The organism is Aeromonas sp. FL131, from assembly GCF_049860615.1.
Lineage (GTDB): Bacteria > Pseudomonadota > Gammaproteobacteria > Enterobacterales > Aeromonadaceae > Aeromonas > Aeromonas hydrophila.
On record NZ_CP187595.1, the window covers coordinates 3,998,983 to 4,016,776 of the forward strand.

General features: G+C 63.8%; 16 protein-coding genes. 9 read left to right on the forward strand and 7 right to left on the reverse strand.

The annotated features are described in order from the left end of the window. The first annotated feature begins 48 nt into the window (after positions 1-48). From ACPW75_RS18525 to ACPW75_RS18560, 8 genes are all read left to right on the forward strand, one after another. Entirely contained in the window at positions 49-1,365 is a 1,317-nt protein-coding gene (locus ACPW75_RS18525; protein WP_077095776.1) for an MFS transporter, read from the forward strand. A 134-nt stretch (positions 1,366-1,499) separates the two neighbouring features. Then, the gene (locus tag ACPW75_RS18530) at positions 1,500-2,216 is read left to right on the forward strand and encodes a MarC family NAAT transporter (protein ID WP_042066888.1); all 717 of its coding nucleotides are present in this window, start codon (positions 1,500-1,502) and stop codon (positions 2,214-2,216) included. A 160-nt stretch (positions 2,217-2,376) separates the two neighbouring features. Beyond that, positions 2,377-2,580 carry a hypothetical protein gene (locus tag ACPW75_RS18535; protein ID WP_005308127.1) on the forward strand — a complete coding sequence of 68 codons (204 nt, stop codon included), beginning with the start codon at positions 2,377-2,379 and terminating at the stop codon, positions 2,578-2,580. A 153-nt stretch (positions 2,581-2,733) separates the two neighbouring features. Next, the gene (locus ACPW75_RS18540; RefSeq protein WP_039212888.1) at positions 2,734-2,937 is read left to right on the forward strand and encodes a hypothetical protein; all 204 of its coding nucleotides are present in this window, start codon (positions 2,734-2,736) and stop codon (positions 2,935-2,937) included. A 269-nt stretch (positions 2,938-3,206) separates the two neighbouring features. Then, a complete protein-coding gene (murQ, locus tag ACPW75_RS18545) occupies positions 3,207-4,103 on the forward strand; it encodes an N-acetylmuramic acid 6-phosphate etherase (protein WP_011704387.1) in 897 nt (298 codons plus the stop codon). A gap of 99 nt (positions 4,104-4,202) precedes the next feature. Continuing rightward, positions 4,203-5,657 carry a PTS N-acetylmuramic acid transporter subunit IIBC gene (gene murP, locus ACPW75_RS18550; RefSeq protein ID WP_042066887.1) on the forward strand — a complete coding sequence of 485 codons (1,455 nt, stop codon included), beginning with the start codon at positions 4,203-4,205 and terminating at the stop codon, positions 5,655-5,657. 100 nt (positions 5,658-5,757) lie between these two features. Further along, the gene (locus ACPW75_RS18555) at positions 5,758-6,831 is read left to right on the forward strand and encodes a porin (RefSeq protein WP_077095779.1); all 1,074 of its coding nucleotides are present in this window, start codon (positions 5,758-5,760) and stop codon (positions 6,829-6,831) included. Between the two features lie 49 nt (positions 6,832-6,880). Beyond that, positions 6,881-7,486, forward strand: a complete 606-nt coding sequence (locus ACPW75_RS18560) for a DUF2057 domain-containing protein (RefSeq protein ID WP_077095780.1) — start codon at positions 6,881-6,883, stop codon at positions 7,484-7,486. A gap of 87 nt (positions 7,487-7,573) precedes the next feature. On the opposite strand, the gene ACPW75_RS18565 is transcribed toward ACPW75_RS18560, so the two are convergent. Then, on the reverse strand, positions 7,574-8,281 hold the full coding sequence (locus ACPW75_RS18565) for an SIS domain-containing protein (RefSeq protein WP_425904337.1): 708 nt from the start codon (positions 8,279-8,281) through the stop codon (positions 7,574-7,576). Between the two features lie 102 nt (positions 8,282-8,383). On the opposite strand from ACPW75_RS18565, the gene ACPW75_RS18570 reads away from it, so the two are divergent. After that, positions 8,384-9,268 carry an IS982 family transposase gene (locus tag ACPW75_RS18570; RefSeq protein ID WP_077097209.1) on the forward strand — a complete coding sequence of 295 codons (885 nt, stop codon included), beginning with the start codon at positions 8,384-8,386 and terminating at the stop codon, positions 9,266-9,268. Here the strand turns inward: ACPW75_RS18570 and ACPW75_RS18575 are convergent. From ACPW75_RS18575 to rng, 6 genes are all read right to left on the reverse strand, one after another. Next, positions 9,265-9,438, reverse strand: coding sequence for a hypothetical protein (locus ACPW75_RS18575; protein ID WP_425904338.1), 174 nt, complete (start codon positions 9,436-9,438; stop codon positions 9,265-9,267). The genes ACPW75_RS18570 and ACPW75_RS18575 overlap by 4 nt on opposite strands. Positions 9,439-9,470: 32 nt before the next feature. Next, the gene (gene tldD / locus ACPW75_RS18580) at positions 9,471-10,919 is read right to left on the reverse strand and encodes a metalloprotease TldD (RefSeq protein WP_016349174.1); all 1,449 of its coding nucleotides are present in this window, start codon (positions 10,917-10,919) and stop codon (positions 9,471-9,473) included. 150 nt (positions 10,920-11,069) lie between these two features. Further along, positions 11,070-11,876 (reverse strand): carbon-nitrogen hydrolase family protein, encoded by an 807-nt coding sequence (locus ACPW75_RS18585; RefSeq protein ID WP_077095781.1) that lies wholly within the window; start codon positions 11,874-11,876, stop codon positions 11,070-11,072. Between the two features lie 28 nt (positions 11,877-11,904). Next, complete coding sequence (locus tag ACPW75_RS18590; protein ID WP_073348704.1) at positions 11,905-12,225, reverse strand: Dabb family protein; 321 nt, start codon at positions 12,223-12,225, stop codon at positions 11,905-11,907. A gap of 34 nt (positions 12,226-12,259) precedes the next feature. Further along, entirely contained in the window at positions 12,260-16,159 is a 3,900-nt protein-coding gene (locus tag ACPW75_RS18595) for a YhdP family protein (protein WP_179101355.1), read from the reverse strand. After that, on the reverse strand, positions 16,160-17,629 hold the full coding sequence (gene rng / locus ACPW75_RS18600) for a ribonuclease G (protein WP_011704378.1): 1,470 nt from the start codon (positions 17,627-17,629) through the stop codon (positions 16,160-16,162). Positions 17,630-17,794: the final 165 nt, after the last annotated feature.

Sequence of the window (17,794 nt, forward strand, 5' to 3'; positions counted from 1 at the left end):
CAAGGATGGGGGAACAATAACTAAAAAAACGATGGGAAACATAAGGATATGACCACAGTCACACCAGCTTACGACCACAGCCGTCCCCTCAACCGACAGGATTACAAAACCCTGAGCCTGGCCGCCCTCGGCGGCGCCCTCGAGTTTTACGACTTTATCATCTTCGTCTTCTTCGCCGTGGTGATCGGCGAGCTGTTCTTCCCGGCCGACATTCCCGAGTGGCTGCGCCAGTTCCAGACCTTCGGCATCTTCGCCGCCGGCTATCTGGCCCGCCCGCTGGGCGGCATCATCATGGCCCACTTCGGCGATCTCATCGGCCGCAAGCGGATGTTCACCCTCAGCATATTGCTGATGGCGCTGCCGACCCTGCTGATCGGTCTGCTGCCCACCTACGCCACCCTCGGCATCGCCGCGCCCCTGCTGTTGCTGCTGTTGCGGATCCTGCAGGGAGCCGCCATCGGCGGTGAAGTGCCCGGTGCCTGGGTGTTCGTGGCAGAACACGTGCCCGCCCGCCGGGTCGGTGTCGCCTGCGGCACCCTCACCGCCGGGTTGACGGCCGGCATCCTGCTCGGCTCCCTGGTGGCCACCGCCATCAACCGCGGCATGAGCCCGAGCGAGGTGAGCGGCTGGGGTTGGCGGCTGGCCTTCGTGCTCGGTGGGGCGTTCGGCATCGTCGCCATGTACCTGCGCCGCTGGCTGCACGAGACCCCGGTCTTTGCCGAGATGCAGGCCAACAAGGCGCTGGCGGAAGAGCTGCCGCTCAAGACGGTGCTGCGCAGCCACAAGGGCAGCGTCGTGGTCTCCATGCTGCTCACCTGGCTGCTCTCCGCCGGCATAGTGGTGGTGATCCTGATGACCCCCACCTACCTGCAGAAGGTGCACGGCATCAGCCCGGCCGATGCGCTGACCGCCAACTCGCTGGCCATTCTGGCGCTCACCTTCGGCTGCATCGTCTATGGCCGGCTGATCGACGCCCTCGGCAGCGGTCCCACCTTCATGCTGGGCTCCTTGCTGCTGGCCGGCACCAGCTACGCCTTCTATCACGGGCTGGCGACCGACACCAGCCAGCTGGTACCACTCTATGCGCTGGCCGGTTTCTCGGTGGGGATCGTCGGTGCCGTGCCCTACGTCATGGTCAACGCCTTCCCGGCGGTGGTGCGCTTCTCCGGGCTGTCGTTCTCCTACAACGTGGCCTACGCCATCTTCGGCGGCCTGACGCCCATGCTGGTCACGCTCTGGATGAAGGAGGACGTGCTGGCCCCCTCCCACTACGTGGTCAGCCTGGCTGCGCTCGGCTTCGTGCTCGGCCTGCTGCTCTGGCTGCAGCAGCGCAGCCAGCGCCAGAGCGCGCCGCAGGCCGCCTGAACCATTCCGAGCCCCGCCAGTGCGGGGCTTTTTTCATATGGCTGGTGTTCAGCCCGGCCGACATAAGATAGCCTCCCTCTCGGGCCCCTCGACGGCCCGGGACACTCCTCCACCCTAGTCATCCGAGGTTCATGATGTTCTTTCAGGTCGTATTTCTCGCCTTGCTGGCGCTGCTGCCCATGGTCAACCCGCCCACCACCGCCACCCTGTTGCTGGGGCTGAGCAAGGGCATGTCGCGCGAGCACGTGCGCCGCCAGATCAACCTGGCCGCCATCTATCTGTTCTGCACCCTCTGCGTCAGCTTCTTCATCGGCTCCTCCATCCTGGATCTGTTCGGGATCTCCATTCCCGGCCTGCGCCTGGCCGGCGGCCTCATCATCGCCTTCATCGGCTTTCGCATGCTGTTCCCGGCACCGAGCCAGGCGGCCGGGGTCGACATCAACCAGAGCATCGCCTTCGTGCCGCTCACCATGCCCAGCATGTGCGGGCCGGGCACCATGGCGCTGGTGATCAGCGGCGCCGCCCAGATCGCCGAGCTGCCGGACGAATACAACCGCTTCACCATCTATGCCGCCATGGTCACCGCCTTCGCCCTGATGAGCCTGCTCAGCTGGGGGGTACTCAAGCTGGCGGATCCGGTCTGCAAGATCCTCGGCACCACCGGCATCGACGCCATGACCCGGATCATGGGCTTCTTGCTGGTCTGCATGGGTATGCAGTTCTGCATCAACGGCATCAAGGAAGTGGCGCAGGATCCTGTGTTCCACGGTGCGCCGGCGGCACAAACAGCACCCGCGTTGCCACACGTATCCGGTGCCCTTGATCAATTGCCGGACCCGCGCCAGCCCTGACTGAAAACGGTGTCATAAAAGCGCAGGAATCGTCGCTGATCTTGCGCCTGATCATGTTGTTGACACATAAATGAGTTAGTGTGTTTTTCATACAGATTCGATTCAGAGAGTGCTTGGTAGGTTTATGGATGGACACCCACTCACTTCAGGAGATGTGCAAATGGAAAAGATGCTGACCGAGATTGGAAGCTACAGCCTGTTTCATGAATATCTGAACGTGGTCGGTGCCGCCAGCCCCGCTCTGACCCGGATCAAGAGCCGCTGGGAGTACAAGCAGAGCGATCGTCTGGTTGCCCAGATCAGGGTCGATCAACAAGGCAACGCGCGCTTCTTCATCGACGCCCGCGCCATTTCGGTCAACTGACCGAGCCCCGTATCTACAGCCCCGGCCCTTGCCGGGGCTTTTTGTTGCCGGTCATCCCTCCCCACCAATCTGTTTATTTTTCATACAGCCGACATTCAGTCGCCGACGGCTATCTTGTCGGCGAATACCCCCCACTTCATGAAGAGCATGCAGATGACCAAAATGCTGACCGAAATTGGCAGCCACAGCCTGTTTCAAGAGTACCTGAACATGATCGGCATTCCCGGCCCGGTGCTGGCCAGGATAGAGCAACTCTGGGAACACCGGCGGCAAGAGCAGCTGGTCGCCAGGATCCTGATCGATCCTCAGGGCAAGGCTCGCTACTACATCGACGCCCGCGCCATCTCGGTCAACTGATCCAGTCAGCTCCGCATACAGCCCCGGCCTTTGCCGGGGCTTTTTATTGGCTGACGCTCACGCCTCCCCTCCCTTGCGCAATCGGCACCACCCAGCTCCCCCATTAATGTCACCGTGTAGGAATTTTAATAACTTAAAAACAAAAATAAATGGAATAATTAATTATGCGACATTGATCTCATCATAGAAATCAAAAATCGATAATCATGCCTGTCATCAAGAGGGATGTTTTACGCCGGGAGTGGCGATGACCTTAAGCAGAGGAAACGATGACCATTGACCTATCAAGCATGATTACCGAGACCCGCAACCCGGCCAGCGTCGAGATCGACCAGTTGCCGACCCTGGAGATGCTGCGCGTCATCAATCAGGAGGATCAGCAGGTCGCGCTGGCGGTCAGCCAGTTGCTGCCCGAGATCACCCGGGCGGTCGATGCCATCGCGGCAGCGTTCGGCAAGGGAGGCCGGCTGGTCTACATCGGCGCCGGCACCTCGGGCCGGCTCGGTATCCTGGATGCCAGCGAATGCCCGCCGACCTACGGCGTCTCTGCCGAGCAGGTGGTCGGCCTGATTGCCGGCGGCCACAAGGCCATCTTGCAGGCGGTCGAAAACGCCGAAGATGACGCCGAACTCGGCGCCCAGGATCTGAAAAACATCCAGTTCTGTGCCAACGACGTGCTGGTAGGCATCGCCGCCAGCGGCAGAACCCCCTACGTACTGGGCGCCATGGCCCACGCCAGAGCGGTAGGCGCCACGGTCTGCAGCATCAGCTGCAACCCGGGCAGCCCGCTGGCCCAGGCGGCCGACATCAGCATGGTGGCGGTGGTCGGCCCCGAGATCGTCACCGGCTCTTCCCGCATGAAGGCGGGCACGGCGCAGAAGCTGATCCTCAACATGCTCTCCACCGGAGCCATGATCCGCACCGGCAAGGTCTACGGCAACCTGATGGTGGACGTGGAAGCCACCAACGCCAAGCTGGTGGAGCGGCAAAAACGCATCGTGATGGAGGCCACCGACTGTGAGCGCGCCGTGGCGGAGCGGGCGCTGGCGCAGGCGGACAACCACTGCAAGACCGCCATCGTGATGATCCTGGCGGGACTCACGGCCGACGAAGCCCGCACCCGTCTGCAGAGCAGCAATGGCTTCATCAGCCAGTGCACCCACTGATCGGCCAACCGCACATTGGCCGGGCCAGGGACGGCAATACCACAACAAGAACGGGGTGCCCAGGCACCCTCATGACACAACAGACTGACTGGGTTCTTTATGGCAAAAATAACTGACACCATGGTTGGCCAGCTCATCCAGGCCATCGGTGGTCGCGACAACATCACCCACTGCGGCCACTGCATGACCCGGCTGCGGCTAAGCCTGGCCGACAGCCTGCATGCCGACCGGGATACCATCAAACGCATCGCCGGCGTGATGGGGGTCATCGAGAGCGACGACCAGTTCCAGATCGTGCTGGGGCCGGGCAAGGCCCAGACCGCCTGCGAGCTGATGAACGGCATGCTGAGCGCGGGGCTCGGCGCACTGGAGGCGCCAGCCGCCCAATCCGCCGATCTGGGCGAGATCGCCGCCGCCAAGAAACAGGCGCTGAAGCAGAAACAGACCAGTGCGGCCCACCGCTTCCTGGCCAAGTTTGCCACCATCTTCACTCCGCTGATCCCCGGCTTCATCGCCGCCGGCCTGCTGCTCGGCTTCGCCACCCTGATCGAGCAGACCCTGCTGCTGGAAGGCCAGCAGGCGGGCGGCATGCTGGCCGAATTCGTCGGCTACATGAAGCTGTTCAGCAAGGGCTTGTTCAGCTTCCTCAGCATCCTCATCGGCTACAACGCCCAGAAGGCGTTCGGTGGCTCCGGGGTCAATGGTGCCATCCTCGCCTCGCTGTTCGTCATGGGCTATGACCCGCAGGCCACCAGCGGCATCTATGCCGGGGTCAGCGACTTCTTCGGCCACCAGATAGATCCGCGCGGCAACATCATCGGGGTGCTGATCGCCTGTATCATCGGCGCCTCGGTGGAGCGTCAGGTACGCCGCTTCATACCCGACAGCCTCGACATGATCCTCACCTCCGGCATCACCTTGCTGATCATGGGGGCCGTCACCTTCGTCCTGATCATGCCCCTCGGCGTGCAGCTCTACAACGGCATGTCCTGGCTCTTCATCCACCTCAACGGCAATCCGTTCGGCACCGCCATCCTGGCCGGCCTGTTCCTCATCTCGGTGATGTTCGGCATCCACCAGGGGTTCGTGCCCGTCTACTTCGCGCTGATGGATGCCCAGGGCTTCAACTCCCTGTTCCCCATCCTGGCGCTGGCAGGGGCCGGCCAGGTCGGCGCCGCCCTGGCGCTCTACAGCCGCGCCGGCAAGGACTCCCTGCTGCGCACCCAGGTCAAGGGCACCATCATTCCCGGCATCCTGGGGGTCGGCGAGCCGCTCATCTACGGCGTCACCCTGCCGCGGGTCAAACCCTTCATCACCGCCTGCTGCGGCGGCGCCCTCGGCGGCTTCCTGGTCGGCCTCATCTCCTGGCTGGGCCTGCCGGTCGGTCTCAATACCGTGTTCGGCCCCTCCGGCATCGTCGCGCTGCCGCTGATGACCTCGGCCCAGGGGATCTTCCCCGGCATGCTGGTCTACGCCGCCGGCCTCGCCGTCGCCTACCTCGGCGGCTACCTCATCACCCTGATGTTCGGCTGCAAGAACGTCGATCTGAGTTAATCCCCCTCCGGATTCATCGCCAAGGTCTGGCCCCGAGCAATCGGGGTCACGGCCAAACTCACCCCGGCTCTGGCACAGAGCCCACACAGGAAAGACAACAATGAAACAGTCCATGCTTGCCCTGGCCATTCCTGCCCTGCTTGCCGTCGGTACGGCGCAGGCCGCCGTCATCTATCAGGCCGATGACGGCTCCAACGTCGATCTCTACGGTCGCCTCGGCTTCAACATCTCGGACAAGAAGAGCGGCAACGATCAGGGCGACTTCGACGGCCGTATCGGCTTCACCGCCCGCCAGACCGTCAACGAGCAGGTGGCCGTGATCGGCATGGCCCAGTACCAGGTCAACGCCGCCGAATACGCCAACAACGTGCAGAAGAACAGCAGCGATCTCACCGCCCGTTACGTCTGGGCCGGGCTCGATGGCGGCCAATGGGGCAAGCTGACCGGTGGCCGGGTCTCCTCCGGGCTCATCATGTTCACCGACATCGGCGACGTGTTTGCCGCCTCCGATGTCTCCATGGCGCGCCAGGCCAGCAAGGTGGACTCCACCGCGGTACAGGTGTTCCGTCAGGACGGCACCCTGCAATACCAGAACACCCTCGGCAATCTGGACTTGTCGCTGGCCTACATCCTCGGCAACGGCACCTCGGATCTCGACTACGGCTACAACGGCGCACTGCGCTACACCTTCGATCTCGGGGCGGCGGGCAAGCTGGCGCCGGTCATCGCCTACCAGCGGAGCAAGGCGGCCCAGACCGGGGCCAGCAAGGTCGACCCCAACGCCGACGAGTACCGCTTCAGCGGCATCGGCACCCGCTACACCCTGGGCCCGCTGATGCTGGGCGCCCTCTATGCCAGGGATCAGGTGAGCTATCGCAACGGCCAGGCGGACAGCGAAGACAAGGTGTGGGAGCTGACCGCCGTCTACGATATCAACCAGAAGTGGGCCGCCCGCGCCGGCTACCGCCACCTCGACAACGACGGGGGGGACGGCATGAGCCTGCGCGACACCACCCTGGAGCTGCAGTACAAGCTCACTCCGCGCTCCTCCCTCTACAGCGCCTACGTGTTCCGGGGCGGTGAAGACGGGCTGGCCGGCAGCACGGTCACCAGTTTTGGCGGCAGCAGCAACAGCGAGGATTTCTACCACCTCGGCCTGCGCTACGAGTTCTGATCCCCTGCCGGCCAGTCGGCCGGCTTTTTGCTTTCTGCTGGAGCCCCCCATGATCCGCCTCCCACTGCTCACCACCCTGCTGCTGTTGCTGACCCTGCCGATCCAGGCAGCCCAGCTGGAGCTGGCAGACAACCTCACCCTGCTGGCCTCATCCCGGGGCAAGGCCTCCCCCTTCGAGCGAGCCCTCACGCTGCCCGCCGGTGAGACCCGGCTGCTGGTACGCTTCGACAGCCCGCTCGATCCCGGCTCCACCAACGAGAGCCAGGGGCGCGTACGCTCCGCCCCGCTGCTGCTGACCCTGACTCTGCCGGCCAGCGGCACCCTGCGGCTGGTCACCCCGCCGCTGCCCACGCCGCAGGCCATTCGCCGCTTTGCGGCCAGCCCGGCACTGCAGCTGGCGACCGTTGACGGTACCCGTCCCTTGCTGGCCACCGCCCTGCCACGCAGCCAGGACAGCCTGCTGACCGACTATCAGGCACTGCTGGCCCGTTACGACGGGTCGGCCAGCGCAGCCACCGCCCTGCCAGACGTCACGCCCGTGCTGCCCGCAGTCACCCCGGGCGCCGTGCCCGTCGATCCTGAGCTGCAACGGCGCTACCTCGCCGCCGACGAGGCCCAGCGCAAGGCCTTCCTGCGCTGGGCCCTCGCCCTCTGAGCCGGCACTGGCCCATAAAAAAACCACCCGCAGGCGGGTGGTTTTTTCTCTCGGCAGGTCTTGGCGTCTGTTGCAGCCGGGCCCGCGTCACTCCTTGTTGAGCCGGTCGATGGCACCCCGGGTGCCGTCGATCAGCGCCCAGGCCTCGTCACGGCGCTGCACCAGGCCGAGGAACAGGATATCGGTGATGGTGTTCTGGGCGGTGCGCGACGAGATGGAGGAGATGCGCAGCTCGTTCTCGTCGGCCACCGTGTCCAGCACCATGTCGGCCATCTGCCGCAGAGGGGTGTTGCGAAACGAGGTGACCGCGATCAGGGTGGCGCCGTTGCGCTTGGCCAGCTCGGCCGCCGCCAGCACGTCCCGACTGGCGCCGGAATAGGAGACCACCAGCTGGACGTCCCCCGGTCCCAGGGTCTGGGCGATGGAGATCTGCACGTGGCTGTCCTGGGCGAACAGGGTGGTGACCCCGATCTTGAGCAGCTTGTACCAGAGATCCTTGGCGGTCAACGCCGAGCCGCCGATCCCCACCAGCTGGACCCGGCCAGCCTGGTTGATGACGTCAAGCACCCGCGCCAAAGTGGCGTTGTCGAGGGCCTGGGTGGTCTCCACGATGGAGTTGATCTTCTCCTGGGCCAGCTTCTTGGCCATGGTCTCCAGATCGTCGTCGCGGCCGATGCCGTTGTAGAGATCCCCTACGTTGTCGGTCTTGATGGCGTGCTTGCGCCCCAGATCCTCGCTGACCGCCAGCTTGAAGGCGGTGAAGCCCTTGAACCCGATCTTCTGGGTGAACTTCACTAACCTGAACTCGGGATAAAAAACGGCGTAAAAAATGAACTCAATGCCCGTTCCAAGATCTGATCCTGCAGTGACAAAGACACTGACCACAAAGGAACGGGCATGGACAAGTTATTGGAACTCTTCTGTGATGTTGATGATTTTTGTGCCGTATTTATGCCTCAATGGCACCAGCAATTGTTGGTTAGCGGTCAGCGTCAACGCCAGCGTACCGGGCGCATGAGCGCGAGTGAGATAATGTGCATCATCATTGCTTTCCACATGTCACACCACCGGGATTTCAAAAACTTCTACAACGGTTTGCTCCGGCGCTATCACATGCAGGATTTTCCTCAATTGCTCAGTTACACCCGGTTCCTCGAGATGATGCCATCCGTATTGGTCCCGCTCTGTGCCTATTTCACCCAGCTGAAGGCAACCCCAACCGGGATAGAATTTGTTGATTCGACCAGCATCAAGGTCTGTCATAACCTGCGGATTCCCCGGCACAAGGTATTCGATGGTGTCGCAAAGCGAGGCAAGGGAACAATGGGCTGGTTTTATGGATTCAAATTACACCTCATTGTGAATCACATGGGCGGACTGGTTGCCGCCAAGCTGACACCAGCAAATGTCGATGACCGGGCACCGGTCAGGGAATTAGCAGCCTGTTTACCGGACCGGTTATACGGCGATAAAGGATATATCAGTCAAGCGTTATCAGATGAGCTGGCAGCCAAGGGAGTGACATTGATAACGGGGCACCGTAAGAATATGAAACCAAAGGTCCATTCGCTTTTTGACAGGGCAATGCTATCCAAAAGGTTCATCATTGAAACAATCAATGACCAGCTGAAAAACATCTCGCAGATAGAGCATTCACGGCACAGGAGTATGCATGGATTTATGTTGAATCTGCTTGGAGGGCTGATCGCGTACTGCCACAAAGACAACAAGCCAGCCTTGAATCTTACATCCGAAGAGCAAGCCGTGATAATGCTGGCTTAAACCGATCTCAGGTTCACTATGCTCGACTGGCTGACGTCAGCCTGCTGGGCCAGCTCCTGGGAGGAGAAGTGGGTCACCTGCTCCGGGCACGCCAGGATGTAATCGGCGATCTTGAGCTCGCTGGGGGAGAGCTGACTGCGGATATTGGAAATTTTCGACAGGGTAAGCATGGGTTCTCTCTGCTGCTTGTTCTGCGGCGCCCTTACTGGGTGCCGCCCACGGTGAGCTGATCCAGCTTGAGGGTGGGCTGGCCGACACCGACCGGCACGCTCTGCCCCTCCTTGCCACAGACCCCGACCCCGCGATCCAGCGCGAGATCCTTGCCCACCATGGAAACCTGGCTCATCGCCTCGGGGCCGTTGCCGATCAGGGTCGCCCCCTTGATGGGCGCGGTGATCTTGCCATCCTCGATGAGGTAGGCCTCGGAGGCGGAGAAGACGAACTTGCCGGAGGTGATGTCCACCTGACCGCCGCCGAAGTTGGGGGCGTAGATCCCCTTCTTCACCGAGGCGATGATCTCGGCCGGATCATACTGACCCGCCAGCATGTAGGTGTTGGTCATGCGCGGCATCGGCAGGGCGGCGTAGGATTCGCGGCGGCCATTGCCGGTGAGCGGCACGCCCATCAGACGGGCATTCTGCTTGTCCTGCAGGTAACCCTTGAGGATGCCGTTCTCGATCAGCACGTTGTAGCCACCCGGTGTTCCCTCGTCGTCGATGGAGACGGAGCCGCGCCGACCTGGCAGGGTGCCATCATCCACGATGGTGCAGTGTTTGGAGGCCACCTGCTCACCGATGCGACCGGCAAAGGCAGAGGAGCCCTTGCGGTTGAAATCCCCCTCCAGACCGTGGCCCACCGCCTCGTGCAGCAGCACGCCGGGCCAGCCGGCACCGAGCACCACCGGCATGGTGCCGGCCGGCGCGTCGATGGCGTCGAGGTTGACCAGCGCCTGACGCACCGCCTCGCGCACATAGCCAAACGCCCGGCTCTCCAGTCCGTCCAGCTCGAGGAAATAGTCGTAGCCGAAGCGGCCACCGCCACCGGCACTGCCGCGTTCGCGACGATCGCCTTTTTCGGCGATGACGGTCACCGAGAGGCGCACCAGCGGGCGCACGTCGGCGGCCAGGGTGCCGTCGGTCGCGGCCACCAGCACCTCTTCATAGACGCCGCTGATGGAGGCCATCACCTGATTGATGGCGGGATCCAGACTTCTGGCGAACTTGTCCATCTGCTCCAGCAGGGCGATCTTCTGCTGCTTGTCGAGGGTCTGCAGCGGATCCAGCGCCGGGTAGAGCAGGTTGGCTTCGGTGCGAGCCCACGCCTTCACCTTGCCCTGCGCACCGGCAGCCGCGATGCCACGGGCGGCGGTCACCGACTGTTGCAGCGCCAGCAGGCTCAGCTCGTCCGAATAAGCGAAGCCGGTCTTCTCGCCGCTGACGGCGCGCACCCCCACCCCCTGATCGATGTTGTAGCTGCCATCCTTGACGATGCCGTCCTCCAGCATCCAGGACTCGTGCCAGCTGCGCTGGAAATAGAGGTCGCCGAACTCCACCTGATGGCTCATCAGGCTGCCGAGCAGCTGCTGCAGCCGCCCTTCGTCGAGGTCGTGGGGGGCCAACAGGGAGGCACTAACCTGGCTCAATAGACTCAATCTTTCTCTCCACTCTCGATGCGAGATGTCGTAACGGTTAAATCCCAGACCGTGGGTTCGCTTGGCGAAACGTCAGCGGACGTCCAACCCACCATCGGGTTTGCAAGCGTCCGACTCCCCCGCCACAGGGCGAATCGAACCTGCACATGTTCATAGCAGACGGGCATGGCCCAGCACCGGCATGGTGCGTTGCAGTTCGTCGACAAGACCGGGGTCCAGCGGTGCCAGCACGGTGCCGCGCCCGCTGTCCAGGCTGGCCAGCACCCGACCCCAGGGGTCGATCACCATGCTGTGACCCCAGGTCTGGCGCCCCGTCTCATGGGTGCCGCCCTGATTGGCGGCCACCAGGTAACACTGGTTCTCGATGGCGCGGGCCCGCAGCAGCGGCTCCCAGTGCGCCTCGCCGGTCACGGCGGTGAAGGCGGCAGGCACCAGCAACACGCGGGCGCCGGCGCGGGCCAGCCTGCGGTACAGCTCGGGAAAGCGCAGATCATAACAGATCGAGAGGCCGAGGGGACCAAACGGGGAGTCCACCAGCACAGGCTCCTCGCCGGGGCTGAAGGTTTCCGACTCCCGGTAGCGGCCGTGATTGTCCGCCACGTCCACATCGAACAGGTGGATCTTGTGGTAGTGGCCCTTGCGCTCGCCGCTGGGATCGAACACCAGGGTACTGGTGTGGATATGGTCGGAACCGGCGATGGTGGTCGGCATGGCCCCCGCCACCAGCCAGATGCCGTAGTCACGGGCCCATTCGGCCAGTTGCTGCTGGATCGGGCCCTCACCTATGCTCTCGGCCCCGTCCAGATAACCCTGCCGCTCACCAAACAGGGCGAAATTCTCCGGCAGCAGCACCAGCAGTGGCCGCTCACTCGGCAACAGGGCCAGCTCGGCGGCGATCTGCTCCCGGTTATCCTGCCAACGACGGCCCGATACCAGCTGTATTGCGGCTAACCACATGAGACGCTCCTTGTCGTTGTTGCCACCGTCAGATGCTGGCCGCATCGCCGGCCTGCAGGGTGTAATCCAGCACTATGATACGTTCCAGCACCGGGCGGAAGATGGCCTTGAGGGCATCGTGATCCGGGTGGGGCAGATAGCGCTGGCGGGCCGCCTCGTCGGCAAAGGTCATCAGCACGCTGTGGGTGAAGCCCTCGGCCCGTCCCTCCGGGCTGTCATCCCGCCCCCACTCCACCGCCAGCACGCCGCTGACCTGATGGGGGATGGCGAGAAAGGCTGCGCGCACCGCGTCTATCTGTGCGGGCTGGGTGCCCGGCTTGAAGGCGATCAGCAGGATATGTCGGATCATGGCTCACTCCTTGTGATGGTGCCGGGCCGTTCGTTCAGCGCTGGGCGGGCCCCGCGTGTTTGGGGGTCAGCAGGAAGGGGGTCACCTCCTGCGTCGGCAGGTTGGGGGCCACCGCATCGACCGCCTCCTTCTGCTGCTGGTTGAGCTTGATACGGGCCCGATCCCGTCCCGCCTCGATCAGTTTGGGATCGTCGAGCGGGCCGGAGACCCGGAAATCGATGCGGGTGACCACGTCCACCACCGGCTCCAGCAGTTTGGAGAGCGCCAGCACATAGAGCCCGGTGATAGGGGTCAGCGAGAAAGCGGCCACCACCGGCAGGGTACCGCCCAGGTTGGGGGAGAAGCTCAGCTCGTAGTCGAGCCGCCAGCGCACCAGATCGGCGATGCCCTCGCCGCGCAGGTTGCCGGCCGCCCCCTTCATGTAGAAGTCGCGGTTGTCCACCACCCCCTGCTTGATCTTGGCGGAGGCCGACATGGATTCGAAGTAGAAGCCCTTGTCGAACACGTCGCGAAAATCGAGGCGCAGCTTGCGCAGCAATGAATCCAGGCTGAGCAGGGAGAGCAGTCGCGCCCCCTTGTCGTTGACCTCGCGCAGGGTGCCACCTTCCAGCTGATAGTCGGCGGTGCCGCTCAGGGTCGGCACGTTGGGCCGGTAGGGTACGTCGCGCCAGCTCAGATCCAGCGCCATCTTGCCGGGCGCATCGCCGATGGGCGGGGTGTAGCCGAGCCGCTTGAGCAGCAGCTCGCTGTTGTTGCTGCTGATGTGGGCGCGGGCGCGGGTCTGCATGCCGTCCGCTCCGGCCAGCCACTCGGCGCTGCCGTTCAGCTGGCTGCCCGCCAGCCGCATCTCCAGCCCCTTGAGGCTCAGCTTGTCGGCTCCCGGGATCAGCTCCCCCTTCACCTCACCCAGCGGCAATTCGCCGAAGCGGCAGTCCACGCAGCTGAAGGTGAGCCAGGGGATGGCATCCATGATGGCTCTGTCCTGTCTGGCATCGGGATCCGGGCTCAGATCCGAACTCTTGCCGGACCAGTGGATGCGGGCAAATTTCGCGTCGATGGGCTGACGCTCGGACACCGGCAGGCGCACCACCCCCATCACGTCCGGGCTGTCGATCATCACCTCGGTGGCCTGATTGACCGGCCCCACGGTGAAGTGCACCGCCTTGAGGTTGGCGCTGCCGATGTCGGCGCGGGCCAGGCGGCCGTCCACCCACCACTCCTGCGGCAAGAAAGAGGGGCCCACCACCGCATTGCCGCTCGGCGCCGTACTGGCCGGTAGCCACTGCTTGAGACGGGCCAGCCAGCCGGCCACGTCGGCCTGCTGCTGGTTGATGGCAAGCAGCATGGGCCGGTCGCGCATCACCCGGGCGCCGGGCTGCCCCACGTCCACCCGTACCCGGCTGAGGTAGGGTACGCCGTCGCCGTACACCAGCCGGCTCTGCATATCCACGTCGGCCCCCAGCACGGCGCGGATGTCGGCACTGCCGTCGCGGCCACGGGCGGTCACCTTGAGCGGCAACCGGCTGCCGGCCGCCTTGGCGAGCGGCGCTGGCAGATCCAGCTCCATGCCCTGCAGGTTGGAGTCGAGCGCCAGCTGGAAGCTGAACGGCTGATCGCTTGGCAGGGTCAGCCCCAGGTTGCCGGCCCAGTTGCCGCGCCCCTTGAGTATGTCCAGTGCCGGGATATCCTGACGCTGGCGGCGGCTGTCCCACTGCCCCTTGAACTTGAGATCGACCTGATAGCGATTGGGCTGCTGGCGACCCTGATAGTCGAGGGTGAGCGGCTGGTTCCACAGGCTCGCCTTGAGGTTGCTGAAGCGGGTCTGCTCGTTGTCATACTCGAGCCGCCCTTGCACCTGCTCCAGCGGCAGATCCAGGCTGGTGACCCGCACCTTGTTGTTGCTGAACAGGGCGTCGCCGCTGGCCTTGACCTCGCTCTCGCCATCCAGCGGAATATCCAGCTTCACCGACCCCTTCATGGGGCCGCGGATCTCCACCTCGCGCAGCGCTTGACCGACCGAGCCGCCGAGCGGCGAGTCCTGCAGGTAGTCGCTGATGGCCTTGCCCTCGCCCTCAACCTTGGCATCCACGTAGAGGTGGGCCCCCGGATAGAGGTCCGGGATCCAGGCGTGCACCGAGTCGGAGCTGGCCTTGCCGAGCTGGGTGGCGCGGCTGTTCATGTCGAGGCTGGCGTTCTGGAACAACAGATCGATCTGCAGGTCGGTAAGCGGTTGCCAACCGGGGAAGAATTCGTAGGAGGCCTGCTGCAGCGGCACCGCCACCTGGAAGATGCCCTCGCCCTTGCGGTAGGGGAAGTCGCGGAACTCGCCGTACCAGAGCAGGTCAGCTCCCTTGGCCTTGCCCCCCTTGATGGCCCCGCTCAGGTAATCCACCAGGCTCTTGTCCATCACCTGCAGCGGATAGTAACGATCGGCGTTGGCCGCATTCTTGACGTCGATGCGACCGGTCAGGGCGAGGAAGGGGTGCTCGAACAGATCGAGCCGAAAACGGCTGGCGAGGCTCAAGTCCGGGTTGTCCAGCACCAGATCCTGGCCATAGAGCACCCAGCCCTGCGGGGCCTGCCACCAGTCGAGCCGCGCCGAGAAACGATCGATCGGGATCGGCTCCTTGAAGTGGCGGGCCGGGTCTATGGCATCGTTTGCCAGTTGCAGCCGGGCGCTGCCGCCGGTCGGGGTGAGCCAGAACTCACCGTTGAGGTCGCGCACGCCGGGCACGTCGTGCCAGGCGTTGACCCGGATGTGGGACAGCTGGCCGCTGACGGAGAGCCTCTGCCAGCCGGCATCCGCCTGCAGGATCAGATCCTGGATCTTGCCGGTCGGGCGGGTGCGTTTGAGGGTCTCGGTCAGCTCGGGATAGATCCCCGACACCAGCTGGCTCAGGTTGGCGATCTGGTCCAGATCGATGGCCGGTACATAACCCTGGATGCGATCGCCGACCCGCTCGAGCTGCAACCGGCTGTGCAGCCAGGGCTTGCCGTCGAGCTTGAAGGTGACGTCGTGGCTGGCAAACTGCCACTCCTTGCCGTCCCGGCGCAGCTGGATCTTGCCCCCCTGCAGCCCGAGCCGGTGCAGGTCACCCTGTTTTTCATCCTGCCAGATCAGATAGTTGTCGCCAAACGCCAGCAGCGAATCCCCCAGCTGGCCGGCCTTGAACTCGCTCCATAGCTGAAAGTCGAGCTGGCCGCTCACCTTGGGCTCTCCTGAGTGGGTACGGGCCAGCATGGGGCTGATGTCGAGCTGGCGGGCCCCCAGATAGAGCTGGCCCTTGAGCCTATCGAGCCGCACCTGGGGGGCATCCACATCGACGATGAGATCGAGGGTGCTCTCGCCCACCCCGTTGATGAGATAGGCCTTGCCGACCCCCTGATGGCGTTTGCCGCGGTTCTGCCAGCGCAGCTGGGCGATGTCGAGGGCGCGCACCTCCCCCAGTGCCGTGGTGAGGCTGAGGCGGGTGTCGTGAATATCGAAGGTGGAGAGCTGGGTCAGCAGAAAGCGCAGCAGGGCCTGCTGCTGGTCGCTGCCGTTGCCGCTTTCCGGCTCCGCAGGCTGGCCCAGATCCAGCGCGATGTCGCCATCGCTCAGGATCAGCTGGCCAAATACCGGCTTGAGTTCGTTGAGGGAGCGCCAGAAGTCGAGGTGGGCCCACACCTTGCCAAGCCGCAGGGCGAAGCGATCCGAGTTCGGCGCGATCACCAGTTGCTGCAGTTCGAGGGCCGGGCCACGCTGGGTCCAGTCCAGCCCGATGCGATCGACGCTGGCCTCCAGCTTGCTGTCGGCCAGCAGGGTATTGAGCAGCGCCTGCCGGTGCTGATTGAGCAAGGGGCCGCCAAAGCGCACCAGGCTGACCAGAATGGCCAGCAGCACGAAGAAGACCCCGAGGGCCAACCAGCCCCGACTCAGCCAGCGATAGACCAATTACATCATCACCACGTCGAACTGCTCCTGCCCGCAGAGGGGCTCGCTCACCACCCTGACCTGCTTGCCGATGAACACTTCCAGTTCGGCCAGGCTGTGAGACTCCTCGCCCCGCAGGTAGTCGGCCACCGCCGGGGCGGCGTAGACGGTGAACTGATCCGCATCGTAGGCCCGGTTGACCCGGATGATCTCCCGCAGGATCTCGAAGCAGACCGACTCCACCGTCTTGACCCGACCACGTCCCTTGCACTCGGGACACTCGGAGCAGAGCACGTGCTCCAGGCTCTCGCGGGTGCGCTTGCGGGTCATCTCCACCAGGCCGAGCTGGGAGAAGCCGTTGACGTTGGTCTTGGCGCGGTCCTTCGACAGCGCCTGCTCCAGGCTGTGCAGCACCCGCCGGCGATGATCCTCGGACTGCATGTCGATGAAGTCGATGATGATGATGCCGCCAAGGTTGCGCAGGCGCAGGTGGCGGGCGATGGCCGCCGTCGCCTCGACGTTGGTGTTGAAGATGGTCTCTTCCAGGTTGCGATGGCCGACGAAGGCCCCGGTGTTGATGTCCACCGTGGTCATGGCTTCGGTCTGGTCGATGATGAGGTAGCCGCCGGATTTGAGCTCCACCTTGCGCTCCAGCGCGCGCTGGATCTCGTTCTCCACGTCATAGAGATCGAAGATGGGCGACTCGCCGGAGTAGTACTCCAGCTTGTTGGCCAGCTCAGGCACGTACTCCTCGGTGAAGCGCTTGAGCTGATCGAAGCTCTGGCGTGAGTCGACCCGGATCTTGTCGAGCTCGGCCCCGACGAAGTCGCGCACCACCCGAAAGGCCAGGCTGGGATCCTCGTAGAGGATCTTGCAGGGGGGATACTTCTGCTTGCGTTCCAGGATCTTGCGCCACAGGCGCTTCAAGAAAGCGGCATCCTGCTCCAGCTCCTGCTCGCCCACACCTTCGGCGGCGGTGCGGATGATGTAGCCACCCAGCTCGTCCACATAGCCGGCCACGGTGCGCTTGAGGCGCTCGCGCTCCGCCTCGGACTCGATGCGCTGGGAGACGCCGACGTGGGCACTGCCCGGCATGAACACCAGATAGCGGGACGGCAGGGTGATGTCGGTGGTGAGGCGGGCGCCCTTGGTGCCCAGCGGATCTTTCACCACCTGCACCATGATGTCCTGCCCCTGGCGCACCAGCTCGGCGATGTTGCCGGCCTGGAACTGCTCTTTCTCCTTCACCGCCACGCACTCGGTGTGCGGCACTATGTCGGAGGCGTGCAGGAAGGCCGCCTTGTCCATGCCGATATCGACGAAAGCCGCCTGCATGCCGGGCAGTACCCGGCTGATCTTGCCTTTGTAGATGTTGCCCACGATGCCGCGCTTGGCCTGACGCTCCACGTGCACTTCCTGCAGCAGACCGTTCTCGACCAGGGCAACCCGGGTTTCGGAGGGGGTGACGTTTACCAGCAGTTCTACCGACATAAGTTACCTTGCCTTTCTAGTTTTAAATTCTGGCAGCCAAACCGGCACGTGCCCGGTGAGTAACGCAGTAAGAAACAGCCGGTGCATGTCACCGACCTATGCCTTGCCTGTGATGGCTTCAAATTCTGATCGCCTTGCTGCGAGCGGTTCGCGGAACCGGCCCTG